This is a genomic window from Clostridioides sp. ZZV14-6154 (assembly GCF_020657785.1).
Lineage (GTDB): Bacteria > Bacillota > Clostridia > Peptostreptococcales > Peptostreptococcaceae > Clostridioides.
Window position 1 is genome coordinate 1 of the sequence record NZ_JAGWCY010000007.1, and the last position, 13912, is coordinate 13912.

General features: G+C 29.6%; 12 protein-coding genes, 1 pseudogene and 1 other annotated feature. Of the genes and pseudogenes, 11 read left to right on the top strand and 2 right to left on the bottom strand.

Translation table 11 applies throughout. The features are described from left to right. Both KGF45_RS14050 and KGF45_RS14055 read left to right on the top strand, forming a co-directional pair. Positions 1 to 266, top strand: a 266-nt coding sequence (locus KGF45_RS14050; RefSeq protein ID WP_227842771.1) for a transposase, incomplete at its 5' end; no start/stop codon positions are given. Positions 267 to 356: 90 nt separating this feature from the next. Next, positions 357 to 854: pseudogene (locus KGF45_RS14055) on the top strand (GNAT family N-acetyltransferase); the annotation flags it as partial. 376 nt (positions 855 to 1230) lie between these two features. Here the strand turns inward: KGF45_RS14055 and KGF45_RS14060 are convergent. Beyond that, complete coding sequence (locus tag KGF45_RS14060; RefSeq protein ID WP_227829442.1) at positions 1231 to 2049, bottom strand: MerR family transcriptional regulator; 819 nt, start codon at positions 2047 to 2049, stop codon at positions 1231 to 1233. 162 nt (positions 2050 to 2211) lie between these two features. On the opposite strand from KGF45_RS14060, the gene KGF45_RS14065 reads away from it, so the two are divergent. Both KGF45_RS14065 and KGF45_RS14070 read left to right on the top strand, forming a co-directional pair. Beyond that, entirely contained in the window at positions 2212 to 2796 is a 585-nt protein-coding gene (locus tag KGF45_RS14065; RefSeq protein ID WP_227829443.1) for a TetR/AcrR family transcriptional regulator, read from the top strand. Beyond that, positions 2793 to 2990 carry a hypothetical protein gene (locus tag KGF45_RS14070; RefSeq protein ID WP_227829444.1) on the top strand — a complete coding sequence of 66 codons (198 nt, stop codon included), beginning with the start codon at positions 2793 to 2795 and terminating at the stop codon, positions 2988 to 2990. The genes KGF45_RS14065 and KGF45_RS14070 overlap by 4 nt, the downstream gene beginning before the upstream one ends. Before the next feature lie 81 nt (positions 2991 to 3071). On the opposite strand, the gene KGF45_RS14075 is transcribed toward KGF45_RS14070, so the two are convergent. Beyond that, entirely contained in the window at positions 3072 to 4814 is a 1743-nt protein-coding gene (locus tag KGF45_RS14075) for a peptidase M3 (RefSeq protein ID WP_227842772.1), read from the bottom strand. 427 nt (positions 4815 to 5241) lie between these two features. Here KGF45_RS14075 and KGF45_RS14080 point away from each other — a divergent pair, with 427 nt between their 5' ends. From KGF45_RS14080 to KGF45_RS14110, 7 genes are all read left to right on the top strand, one after another. Next, a complete protein-coding gene (locus KGF45_RS14080) occupies positions 5242 to 6618 on the top strand; it encodes a TrkH family potassium uptake protein (RefSeq protein ID WP_227829446.1) in 1377 nt (458 codons plus the stop codon). A gap of 233 nt (positions 6619 to 6851) precedes the next feature. Then, positions 6852 to 7523 (top strand): potassium channel family protein, encoded by a 672-nt coding sequence (locus KGF45_RS14085; protein WP_227829447.1) that lies wholly within the window; start codon positions 6852 to 6854, stop codon positions 7521 to 7523. Between the two features lie 181 nt (positions 7524 to 7704). Continuing rightward, positions 7705 to 8502 carry a TrmH family RNA methyltransferase gene (locus KGF45_RS14090; protein WP_227829448.1) on the top strand — a complete coding sequence of 266 codons (798 nt, stop codon included), beginning with the start codon at positions 7705 to 7707 and terminating at the stop codon, positions 8500 to 8502. Between the two features lie 186 nt (positions 8503 to 8688). Further along, positions 8689 to 8923 (top strand) — a binding site (T-box leader). A gap of 49 nt (positions 8924 to 8972) precedes the next feature. Further along, the gene (pheS, locus tag KGF45_RS14095; RefSeq protein ID WP_227829449.1) at positions 8973 to 9992 is read left to right on the top strand and encodes a phenylalanine--tRNA ligase subunit alpha; all 1020 of its coding nucleotides are present in this window, start codon (positions 8973 to 8975) and stop codon (positions 9990 to 9992) included. A gap of 16 nt (positions 9993 to 10008) precedes the next feature. Then, positions 10009 to 12402 carry a phenylalanine--tRNA ligase subunit beta gene (gene pheT, locus KGF45_RS14100; RefSeq protein ID WP_227829450.1) on the top strand — a complete coding sequence of 798 codons (2394 nt, stop codon included), beginning with the start codon at positions 10009 to 10011 and terminating at the stop codon, positions 12400 to 12402. 24 nt (positions 12403 to 12426) lie between these two features. Beyond that, on the top strand, positions 12427 to 13017 hold the full coding sequence (gene zapA / locus KGF45_RS14105) for a cell division protein ZapA (RefSeq protein ID WP_227829451.1): 591 nt from the start codon (positions 12427 to 12429) through the stop codon (positions 13015 to 13017). A 201-nt stretch (positions 13018 to 13218) separates the two neighbouring features. Beyond that, complete coding sequence (locus KGF45_RS14110) at positions 13219 to 13899, top strand: YoaK family protein (protein ID WP_227829452.1); 681 nt, start codon at positions 13219 to 13221, stop codon at positions 13897 to 13899. Positions 13900 to 13912 lie beyond the last annotated feature (13 nt).

Sequence of the window (13912 nt, forward strand, 5' to 3'; positions counted from 1 at the left end):
GGTATGAATTTAGAAGGTTACTTGAGTATAAAGCTACTTGGTATGGGAGATTAATTTCTGTAATAGGAAATACATATCCATCAAGTCAGTTATGTAGTGTATGTGCTCATAGAAATAAAGATGTAAAAAACTTATCACTTAGAAAGTGGGTTTGTTCAGAGTGCCATACACAGCATGACAGAGATATAAATGCCAGCATAAATATACTAAAAGAAGGATTAAGATTAGTGGGGATGGAACAGCCCTTAGAGCCTATGAATGCTTAGTGCAAAAGTGCTATCGAATAGGAATATCCACCTTCAAACATTACCGAAGGTAATTAAGGTGGAGTAGTTCAAGCTGAAGATTCTGATAGAAAACTAATATATGATATGGCATTTGAGGAAGATGAGATATGGAAGTCAATGTTTGATAATAAAGAGGATTTTGACTGGTCTGACATTCATGATGAAGAATCTTACTTTTTTAGTAGTACTCCTGGTCTTAATAAATACTTGCTTATAGAATATGATAATCAAATTGTGGGGACCATTTCTCATGCATACAATGATGGGAAGATACCTAATATGGAGCTAGATATGTGGTTGCGTTCAATGAAATATACTGGTAAGGGGATTGGTTCAAAAGCTATGAAGTTGTTAATTGACAGCTTGACTAGAGACTATGAGATAGGCACATTTATTATTCGACCATGGATTAAAAATCCTCGTGCTATAAAGGCCTATGAAAAATGTGGTTTTGTGGTAAGTGATTGTTTTAATCCTAAAGATTATTATGGGAAACATTTCGGTAAATGGGGTCAAGGTGATTATCCAGAAGGTGAGAATGTGAATATGGTACTTTCAATAGAGTAGTTAACAATGCTATGAAAAAATACACTTTTGCTATTAGTAGTTCGATGTTTGGAAAATAAGATATTAGAATAAAAATAAATATTATTCGCTAGTTTGTAAGTTTAACAAAGGATATTTATACTCAGTGAAGAAATAAAATGTGAGGTCTAACAAGTTCCTATTAGTTAGGAAGCTTGTCAGACATTCTAGCAAAGTTTGAAAAAACGAAAGAATCTAAAGCCGATTGTAATTGATGGTTATAGCAATTTCTTAGTCATTAATTGGGATGTTTATTCAAAAGTAGTACTTAAAGTATGAATCTATGTTTAAAAGACTTATAAAGAAGTACAACAAGAGCTAGAATACAAATATTACATAAATAAAACATCATTGAAACTTATTTTTTTCTAACTGGAAAGCATACTTCTGTTACCCAATTATCAGAATTACTGTCTTGACCAGGTCCTATATGATAAATATTAAACATAGGGCCATCTACATCATAGTTATTGTCAGATATCCAATTACCAATAGCCTCACAAGCATCTGTAAGTTGATTGAAGTTTCCTTTTACAATAGCAGTTGCAGCAGTTACACTTGGAACAGTTCTAAACTTAACATTTTCAGTATCTTTATAATTTCCAGATACAGCAAGTTGTATCTCAACATCAACATAATTTTCTTTATACCCAACATCATAAAAGACTGCTTTAGAATAGTTAGGAACATCAACTTGTACATTATGCCCTTTTGTTTCTGAGCATAATTGATGCCATAGCATTCCTTCATCTTGATAAGTAGGTATAGTTCTTCTTAAAGTCATCATATATTTTGGAGCAAAGTCTTTTATAGTTACATCATAATTTTTCATAATATCAATCCTTTCAATTCTCTCAATAGTAGTTTCTATTTTTAATAGTTTTTTTTGCGTGTCTTCTAGATGTTCTCTTACTTGAGAATGGTGGATATTTAAATACCTTATCAAGCTTTCTCTATCATTGTATTCCGTCAAAATTTCTTTGATAGAAGATAAGCTAAATCCCATATCTTTTAAGGCATGGATTCTATTTGTAGTGGAAAGTTGATTTGCACTGTAGTATCTATAACCATTAATTTTATTTATATGAGTTGGTATTAAAAGTCCAATTTCATCATAGTGACGTAGCATGCGAATACTAATTTTACTAAGTTTTGAAAAATCGCCTATCTTAAACATATTTATATCTCCTTTATAAAGGTATTATTTTTGAGCTCAATCTCAATATAAACCATATCATAGTGGTAGAGTCAACTAAAAATTATATATTGACATATAATAAAAAAACCATTATACTGAACATATTCAGAACAAAAAATGTAAATGTTTTGGAGGTATGTTATGATAAATAAAGAAAAAGATAAAGATGCGAGAGAGCGTATAATTGAAGTTACATTAAGGATTTTAGAAGAAGTAGAGGATGTTGATAAGATTACAGTTCGTCAAATTGCTGAACGTGCAGGGGTTGGAGTTGGATTAATAAATTATCATTTTAAGACTAAAGATAATTTATTGAGTATAGCAATAGGAGATACAATGTCAAATATAATAACAGAGTTATCGTATGATAGTGTATATACTCTAGATTCTGTTGAGAACTTAAAGGATTTATTGAAGAGACTGTGTGATATTGGTATACATTATGATAAGGTACTACCTTTTATATTGAATCAATGTATAATCAATGGAAATATGCAGGCACAACTTGCTATCATTCCTATACTTCGTAATATATTTGGGGACGAAAAAGACGAAATGAGTTTAAGAACTATTGCCTTACAAATTATTTTACCTATACAAATGGCGGCTTTATCACCAGAATCATTTCAATTATATAGTGGTACAAATATAAAAGTTAAACATCAGAGAGATAATTTTATTGATATTTTAATAGAAAATATTATCAAAGGGGATGATGTAAAATGAAACTTATAACTATTGGTGCAAGTATTATTACTGCTTTATTTTTTATTTCAACTATGATTTGTGGTTTTTGGATTAGAAATAACAAGGTAACAGATACAAGTTCTATTAAATTTCACATGAATAGTGCTATTTTTACAGGTGTGTTTTTATTGATTACTATAATTCTTTTAATTATGTACATAAAAAAATATTAATCTAACTGGGCAAATATACAAAACGTCAGAAGTAATAAAAGCAAAGGCTTATAAAATTTCTGACGTTTTTATTATTAAATGTTAAGAAGCATTTTCTAATTCAAGAGGGTTCTCTAGACCAAAATAATCGTATAAAGCTGAGCTTATTTCCTCCAAGTTTCCGCTTTCAAAAGGAGATTGTAGATTAACTTTTTCTACTACATCTTTAAATCCTGCATCTGTATTTTGATTTAAAAAATCCATGTATACATCAACAGCTTTTCTATAGTCATCCTGTGATAACTCCCATATTTGAAGAGATACATCAGATGCAAGGCCATAGCTTAAATAGTAAAAAGGAACTTGGAAGTTATGAGATACAAGTATCCAAAATGGAGCATTTTTGTCTTTAAGTATCTTATTAGATACTCCATATTCTTCTTCTAAGTCAAAAAATAGTTTATTGATATCATTTAAGCTCATATATGGGTTTTTATATATAATTTCTTGAAACTCATCGTAAAGACAAGCATCAATAATAGTATTTAAAACAATCGATAAGTGTTCCTTTTTTATGGCTTCAGATTGTTTCCCAAAGAATTCATCAAAATACTTGTAAAATAAAATTTCTAAAGATGTAGAATGAACTTCGCATATATCAATACTTGGCTGTATCGTATTATTTAAGTTAATACTGTTGTAGTAATTATAAAAATGACCAAACTCATGGGCAAAGCTAGTAACACCTAAAAAAGAATTGTCCCATGTATTAAATAAAAAGGGTGCTTTGTACTTGTTTATATAAGTAGTATAACCTCCAGGTGATTTGTTCTTTCCAGAAGAATAATCGTATAAGTCATATTTTTTCATGTAATTAAAACACTCTTTTAATTTTGGAGATATATCTTCAAGTACTTTATCAAATTTTCTAAATGAACGATTCTTATATGCCTTAATATAAATAGAAGAGTCAGAAGGTTGTGATGTAACTTTCATATATAATGGAACTATATACTCTTTTACCTCACTTCTAAATTTTCTTGCATCCTCTTGGGAGTAATCTTTATTTAAATTTAAATAAGCATAATCGGTATAATTCTTAAAACCTAGTTTAGTTGCTATCTCAGTTCTCGTCTGCACAAGCTCTAAAAAAATATTACCAAATATAGGGTTGTATTTTTTTAAGTAATCTGAATAAATTTTTACATATTCTTCATAACTAAGATTGGGTTTTGACATAGCTTCTTCAAAATCTATTTCCATTCCATCTACTGATACAGTAGACTTAGATAATAAGTCTTCATATCTAACAACTAAGTCTTGCTCTTTTTTAAGTAGGTTTTCGACTTCTTCTGAATTAAGCTTTCCAATGTTTTTTAAATAATTAAATCCATCTTTTCCAATTTCTTTTTTTAGTTCTTTAGAAAACTTAGAATTTACAAATGTATCCTGAAAATCTTTGTATGCCATGTCAACATCCACAGATTTACTCATAAGGTACTTGTATTCCTTAGAGTAAAATTCATCTGATGAATCTATATTGTTTCTAAGTTTTGCTATAGTAAGTGTACTATAGAAGTCTTGGTAAATCTTATCGACATTATTAAATACGTTCAATTGCTCTTTGGCATTTTTACATGTTAAAAGTTTGTCGTTATATGTGTTAATATTTTCGCATACTGACTTTATATCAGGACGCTTATATTCCATTTTTTCAAAAGGAATAGTTCCTCTAACTGAATCTTTTTTTGAATCATTAGTATAATTTTTTATGTATAATGCAAATATAATAAAAATTACAATTAAAATTAGAGAAATAAATAATCTTTTCTTGGATTTAATCATAGAAATCCTCCAATCATGGATATAGTTATTAGTTATTTTACTATATTAAATATAAAAAATGCATATTAAGAAAATTTAACATAAAAATATGGACAAGATTATAAATAATATAAAAACTTAACTTCAAAAAAGTATATGAAAATTGTATTGGTAAAATGATAAATAAATTTTAAGTACAAAATGCGAAAAACTATTCTAATATTATACTTATTATATGCAAAAAATATAGGAATTTTTGATGTAATTGAAATTAAAAGACATATATAAAAATTTGCAATATTCCAAACAAAAATTATAAAAATTCATATCATTGTCTTTATACAATATTTATACTATAATAGAATAATAATTTAGAGGAAAGCTCTAAAAATAAACAAATTAAAGGTCTTAACAGTAATGATTTTATGTTAAGGAGGTATAAAGAAAGTTGAAAACAATAGTTAGAAGACTTATTCTCTACGCAGATGGAATGCGACCTACTCAAATAATGGTATCTGGGTTTGCAGCAATTATTTTAATTGGAGCCATATTGTTAACACTCCCGATATCGTCACAGAGTAGAGAGAGTATAGGCTTATTAAATGCTCTATTTACAGCTACTTCAGCGGTTTGTGTTACTGGTCTCGTTATGGTAGATACAGCAACTTATTGGAGTTTATTTGGACAGATAGTAATAATAACATTGATACAAATTGGTGGTCTTGGATTTATGACCGTAGCTACAATGTTTTCACTTATGGCACGAAAAAAAATACAACTAAGAGAAAGATTATTGATACAAGAATCATTAAACCAAGCAGATTTATCAGGGCTAGTAAGACTTACAAGATTTGTATTAATAATAACTATAACAATAGAGGGAATAGGTGCACTAGTTTTATCAACTGTCTTTATTCCACAATTTGGTTTATCTAGAGGAATATGGTATAGCATATTTCATGCAATATCAGCGTTTTGTAATGCCGGATTTGATTTAATGGGTAGTGTAAGTGGGCCATTTACATCGCTAAATTCTTATGTAAACAATGTTACAGTATCAATGACTATTTGCGCACTTATAGTGTTAGGTGGATTAGGATTTCCAGTTGTCCTTGATATTGTAAGAAAAAAAAGATTTTCAAAATTAAATGTGCATTCTAAAGTTGTTTTATTTTCAACTGTAATACTTATTTTAGTAGGTGCAATATTTATTTTTCTTATAGAGTTTAACCAAAAGGCCACTATGGCAGAATTACCTGTAAAAGGGAAAATATTATCAGCGATATTTCAATCAGTAACAGCAAGAACGGCTGGTTTTAATACACTTGATTTAGCTACTTTACGAGAAAGTAGTATATTTATAATGATAATTTTGATGTTTATTGGAGCATCACCTGCATCTACTGGTGGAGGTATCAAAACAACAACATTAGCAGTATTAATAATTACAGTTAGAAGTTTTTTATCAGGAAAATCTGATATAGAAGCTTTTGAGAGAAGACTAGCTCCAGCAACTATAAAAAAATCTCTAGGGATATTTGTAATTAGTATATCCGCAGTTATTTTTGGAACTTTGATTATTTCAATAACTCAACCTAAGTTTACGCTAGTTCAATCAGCATTTGAGGTTACTTCAGCACTAGCTACAGTTGGTTCAAGTTTAGCTGGAAGTTCAAACCTAAATGCTTTAGGTAAGGTTATAATAATAATCTTTATGTTTATGGGGAGAGTTGGTTCTCTTACTTTATTTATGGCTATACTTTCTGGAGGGAAAAGAAAGAGTCAGCCAGTTAGATACGCAGAAGGGAAGATTATGGTTGGATAGAGTACCATTTATGAGATAAATTGATTAATAATGATATATAATATAGGAAAATAAACTTAGATGTGATTAATTAAATAAATTAACTAATGATAGTAATAATCTAGGAAATAAATTTAGATATGATTAATCAAATAAAACAAAAATATTAAATATAAAAATTAAATTAATTTATCTATATAAAAGTTAATTTAATAGATATTATACAAATTGTGTGTTAGGGAGGAAGTTTCGAGATGAAGCAATATATAGTCATTGGGTGTGGGAGATTTGGAAGTTCAGTTGCATCTACTATGCATCTTTTAGGACATCAAGTAATGGCAATAGATAAAAATGAAGATTCAGTCCAAAGTATATCTGATAAAGTAACGCATTCACTTATAGTGGATGTTACTGAGGAACAAGCATTAAGATCATTGGGTCTAGGTAACTTTGATGTAGCAGTAGTTGCAATAGGTTCTGATATAAGAGCATCTATAATGGCGACTCTTATAGCCAAAGAAATGGGCGTAGAGTTGATAATATGTAAGGCAAAAGATGAATTACAAGCCAAAGTTCTTTATAAGATTGGTGCAGATAGAGTTGTATTCCCAGAAAGAGATATGGGAGTAAGAGTTGCACATAATTTAGTTTCTGACAATATATTAGACCATATTGAACTTGACCCAGAATATTCAATTGTTGAAATCGTAACTCCAAATGATTGGGTTGGTAAAACACTTGTAGAACTTGAGCTTAGAGCTAGATATGAGATAACTGTGCTTGCCATCAAGACTGGTAAAAATATAAATGTGACACCTTCTCCTGACGAGGAACTTACAGCTGGAAGTATATTGGTTATAATTGGTCAAAATACTAGTATAACAGCTATTACATCTGGAAATAAGGGTATAATTAGAAGAAGATAGTTTATTATTTAAGATATATTTGATTGCAATGAAAGTAGATAGTATCATATAATTATGAATAGTTATATGATACTATTTTTATTTTAATTGAGAATAGAGTTTTAATCGAAATCAAGATTTTAAAAGTAGGATAAAGAATGATAAGGAGGTTGTGCTAATATTAAGTTAGCATTTAGATAAAATGATTACAACTATAAGCAGTAAGGATAATGAAAAATTAAAATATACTAAAGCACTGTTAAAGTCAAAAAATAGAACAAAAGAGTCAAAGTTCATAATAGAAGGGTACAGAATAGTAGTGCTTGCACTTGAATGTAATGCAAATCTTGATTATGTATTTATCCATGAGGACTTTGAAAATAAAAAGGAACACGTGGAACTATTAGAAAACTTAGATAAAAAAAACACAAATGTATATAAGACTACTAATAAAAATTTTAAAGAACTTGTAGACACAGAAAATACTCAAGGTATAATAGGTGTAGTTTCATTTAAGGAAAAAAATTTAAAAGAAAGTATAAATGAAAAAGATAAGTTTGTATTGATTTTAGACAGAATACAAGACCCAGGAAATATGGGGACCATAATAAGGACTGCTGACTCTGCTGGAGTAGATGCAATAATAGCACTAAAGGGATGTGTCGATATATACAATCCAAAGGTAATTAGGTCAACTATGGGTTCTATTTTTGATATGAATATAATTAATGCCCTACAAGATGAGACTGCAGATGTACTTAAATCACAAGGGTTTAATATAGTTTCAAGTTATTTAAATACAGATAATTTTTATGACAAAATAGACTATGGCTCAAAAGTAGCTTTGGTGATAGGAAACGAAGCAAATGGGATAAATGAAGAGCTTGTATCAAAATCTGATATTTTGGTTAAAATACCTATATATGGCAAAGCTGAGTCGTTAAATGCCGCAATAAGTTCTGCTATACTGATGTATGAAATAAAAAAATACTTAATTTAATGTATTGTAATAAATATAATGTCGTGTTATAATCTTGAATTAAATAGTAGAGTATCAAAAATAGTCAATATATTTTAAAAATGATTGATAAAAATATTATGTGATTGTACTTTAAAATAGTCACAATAAGATAATCACAAAATGTAGATATAAATGATATAATACTAAAATAAACAATATAATATTGTAAATGCAATGAAAGAGGAAAGTATTTTGATTAAACTTAGTAAAGAGATAAACACCGAGGCTGGGAGTGTTTTCTAAGAGGTCAGGAGAAGTTCCCTCTGGAGTAACAAAGCTGAAATTTGATAGTAGGCTTTGACGTGAAAAACGCGTTAAGTTTGTTAGAGGTGGTTTGATGATTTTTAGATTGTTAAACTACTAGGGTGGTACCGCGAAACTATAGCCTTTCGTCCCTAGACAGGGATTGAGGGGCTTTTTTTATACAAAAAAACGAAAGGGTGATATGTGTGCAAGAAAAATTACTTGCTTTACGTGAAGCAGCTTTAGCTGAAATAAAAGAGGCACAAAGCATAGAAAGTGTAGAAAGTTTAAGAGTTAAGTATTTAGGAAAAAAAGGTGAGATAACTGCCATACTTAAAGAGATGGGTAAATTATCTGCTGAAGAAAGACCAGTAGTTGGAAAAGTTGCCAATGATGTAAGAGAGAATATTGAACTTAGCATAAATTCTAAAAAAGAAGAAATAAATGCTATTGAAAAAGAAAGAAAATTAAGAGAAGAAGTAATAGATGTTACTCAACCTGGAAAAGTATTAAAAGTTGGAAAGAAACATCCAATAACTCAAATTATAGATGAAGTAACAGATATATTTATCGGAATGGGATTCTCTATAGCAGAAGGTCCAGAAGTTGAAACAGTAGAAAATAACTTTGATGCATTAAACGCTCCTAAAGACCATCCATCAAGAGATATGAGTGATACATTCTATATCAATGATGGTGTATTACTTAGAACTCAAACGTCTCCAGTTCAAGTAAGATCTATGAGAAGTCAAGAGTTACCAATTAAAGTAATAGCACCAGGTAGATGCTTTAGATTTGATTCACCAGATGCGACACATTCACCAATGTTCCATCAAATAGAAGGGCTTGTTGTTGGAAAAGATGTTACTATGGCAGAATTTAAAGGAACTATGGATATCTTCGTTGAAAAATTGTTTGGTTCTGATATCAAAACTAAGTTTAGACCTCATAACTTCCCATTTACAGAACCAAGTGCAGAGGTTGATGTTACTTGTTTCAAATGTGGTGGTAAAGGTTGTCCAATGTGTAAGTATGAAGGTTGGATAGAAATATTAGGTTCAGGTATGGTTCATCCAAATGTACTTAGAAATTGTGGAATAGACCCAGAAGTTTACAGTGGATTTGCATTTGGAGTTGGGGTTGAAAGACTTGCAATGCTTAAATATGAAATAGATGATATTAGATTATTATTCGAAAATGATATGAGATTCTTAAATCAATTTTAATTAGGAGGGTGTGTAGATGTTAGTATCTTTAAAATGGCTTAGAGACTATGTTGATATAGACATGGATGTAAAAGAGTTCGCTGATAAAATGACAATGACAGGAACTAAAGTTGAAACAATAGATTATTATGGTGAAGAAGTAGAAAATATATTAGTTGGAAAGATTTTAGAAATAAAACAACATCCAAATGCTGATAAGTTAGTTGTAACTAAAGTAGATGTTGGAGAGAAAGTTGTTCAAATAGTTACAGGAGCTACAAATATATCAGAAGGAGATTATATTCCAGTAGCTGTAAATGGTTCTAAATTACCTGGAGGAGTTGAAATTACACAAACTGACTTCAGAGGGGAATTATCAGATGGTATGATGTGTTCAGCAGCTGAATTAGGTATAGATGAACATTATATTGAAGAATACAAAAGAGGTGGTATATATATTTTAGACCACGAAGACTCTTATGAATTAGGAAAAGATGTAAAAGATGTTTTAGGATTAAATGATGCTTTAATAGATTTTGAATTAACTTCAAACAGACCTGACTGCAAATGTATGATGGGTATAGCTAGAGAAGCAGCTGCAACTATAGGAACAAAAGTAAAATATCCTGAAATAGAAGTAAAAGAAAGTGATGAAGAAATAGACTTCAAAGTTGAGATAGATAATCCAGATTTATGTAGAAGATATGTTGCCAGAATGGTAACTGATGTAAAAATAGAACCTTCTCCATACTGGATGCAAAGAAGACTTACAGAAGCAGGTGTAAGACCTATAAGCAACATAGTTGATATAACGAACTTTGTAATGTTAGAGCTTGGTCAACCACTTCATGCTTTTGATATAAACCAAGTAGAAACAGGAAGAATAGTAGTAAGAACTGCTAAAGACGGAGAAAAGCTTGTAACACTAGATGATGTTGAAAGAACATTAGACAAAGATATGTTAGTTATAACAAATGGAGAAAAGTCACTTGGTCTAGCTGGTGTAATGGGTGGTGCAAACTCAGAAATAACTGATAAGACAAAGACTGTACTTTTCGAAAGTGCCAATTTCAAACCAGAAAACATAAGAATGACAGCTAAAAAAGTGGGAATTAGGTCAGAAGCATCTTCAAGAAATGAAAAAGCCTTAGACCCTAATCTTGCAGAAATAGCAGCAAATAGAGCTGTACAACTTGTTGAGATGTTAGGAGCAGGAAAAGTATTAAAAGGAACTGTTGATGTATATCCAAATAAACCAGAACCTAAAAAATTGGTGGTAAATCCTCAAAGAATCAACCATCTTTTAGGTGTAGATGTTCCAATGGAACAGTTTGTAGGAATTTTAGAATCATTAGAATTTAAATGTAATTTAATTGCTGATGATAAGCTAGAAGTAGATGTACCAAGTTTCAGAACAGATATGGAACAAGAAGCTGATGTATGGGAAGAAATAGCTAGAATTTATGGATTTGAAAATATACCTTCTGTACAATTAGAAGGAAATACAACAGCAGGAGTTAAAACTTCAAAACAAAAATTCATGGAAGCACTAAAAAATAATTCAACTGCTGTAGGATTAAACGAAATATTAACATATTCATTTGTAAGCCCTAAGGGAGTTGACAAGATAAGAGTACCAGAAGGTAATATAAAGAGAAATTTTGTTAAGTTGATGAACCCATTAGGAGAAGAAACTTCTGTAATGAGAACTACTTTAATACCAAATATGTTAGATGTTTTATCAACTAATGTATCTCATAAAATAGAAGAAGTATCAGCATTTGAGTGTGGACATATATTCATACCACAAGATTCAGAACTTCCTATGGAAGTAAATAGAATGTGTGTAGGTATGTATGGCAAGGACGTAGATTTCTTTGCATTAAAAGGAACTATAGAAACTGTACTTATTAATGTAGGATTCAAAGATTATGAAATTGAACCTCAAGATAATAATACTACCTTCCACCCTGGTAGATGTGCTAAAATAGTGTATAATAATAAATATGTAGGTACATTAGGTGAATTGCATCCAGATGTTATAGAAAACTACAATCTAGGTCAAAGAGTTTATGTTGCTGAAATAGATATTGATTTTGTATTTGATAATTCTGATAGAACAAAGAATTATGTGCCATTACCAAAATATCCATCTACATCAAGAGATATAGCTCTTATTGTTAAGGATGATGTATTTGTAAAGCAAATAGAAGATATAATAAAGGAAAATGGTCAAGGATTAGTAGAAAGCTACAAATTATTTGATGTTTACAAAGGTTCTCAAATAGAAGCTGGATATAAATCAATTGCATATTCAATAACTTATAGAAGCAAAGATAAGACTCTAACAGATGAAGAAGTAGCTAAGGTGCATGATAAGATATTAAGTGAATTAAGCGAAAAATTGAATGCTAACTTAAGATCAAATTAACAACTAATGTCGTGGGAGGTTAGGATGAACAAAGTAATGGTGAAAATCCATGGCGTTGAGTATCCAATGGTTGGAGACAAGTCAGAGAAGTTTATGATTAGTATTGCTGATTTTGTTGATAAAGAAATGGATAAGATAACACGTCAAAACCCGAAACTAAGCTTATCAGTTGCTGCAATATTAACTGCATTAAATATATCAGACCTTTTATTTGAATGTTCAGATGAAAATGAGAGGTTGATTAAAGCTAATGAAGAATTGAGCAAGAAGGTTGGTTCATCTAACGAAGAGCTTCAATTAGAAATCAAATCTTTAAAACTTACAATAGCAGAGAAAGAAGCAGAAAATCGTGAAACTGAAGCTAAAATGAAAGAGTTAATTGAGATTATAGAGAATAAAAAGCAAGAAATATTTGAACTTAGTAATACAACAGAAGGCTCTAAAGCCGAGTTAGATGCTTATAAAAACAAGATAGAAGAGTTAACTGCTCAGCTTGAAGAATCAAATGAAAGAGCTACTATAGCTGAAAATTTAGCTTCTGAGTTTCAAAACAAGGCTTATGATTTACAGCTAAAATGTACAGGGTTAAATAATGATGTAAAAAACGTGGAATAAATTAAAAGATTTGCTGTCTCTTGTTTTTTGAGACAGCTTCTTTTAATTTATAAATAATAAATATAAATAACATATAATGTATATATAACTAGTGTATACATTGTATGCAAATATAAAATTTTATTTTAATATTAAAATAAAAAATGATATCTAAAAGAATTTTGATTTGGTATCTATCAGTAGAAAGTGAGATGTTTATATATGACAAAACAGAGCCAGATGTCTGAATCATTCTTCTTATGTGCCTTATTGGCGATAATAGGAGGATTTTTAGATATTTATACTTATGTAGTAAGAGGAAAAGTATTTGCTAATGCACAGACTGGAAACATAGTCTTACTAGGACTTAATATAGCAGAAGGTAATATAAAAAAATCTTTTTATTACTTGATTCCTATTTTGGCATTTATGTTAGGTGTATTTATAGCAGAGAAAATAAGAAAGTACTTTAAAAAGAATTCTAAGATTCATTGGCGTCAAGTTATCGTTATAATTGAAATGATTACAATACTTGTGGTTTCTTTTGTACCTAGAGGGCAATTTAATATGTTTGTAAATATTGCTATTTCTTTTATTTCTTCAATGCAAGTAGAGAGTTTTAGAAAGGTAAATGGAAATAGTTTTGCAACTACAATGTGTACTGGAAATTTAAGAAGTGCGACAGAAACATTATTTCATTATATACAGACTAAGAATATTTTTATGATAAAAAAGAGTTTGCAGTATTATTCTATTATTATATTCTTTATATTTGGAGCTATTTTAGGTACTTTTTTTACAAGAATTTTTGTAGAAAAATCAATCCTAATATGTTTCTTTATTTTGGCAGTAGTCTTTGGAATTATGTTTATCAATAAAGATGATTCATTTAATGAAAATTAACTTAATGTAAATT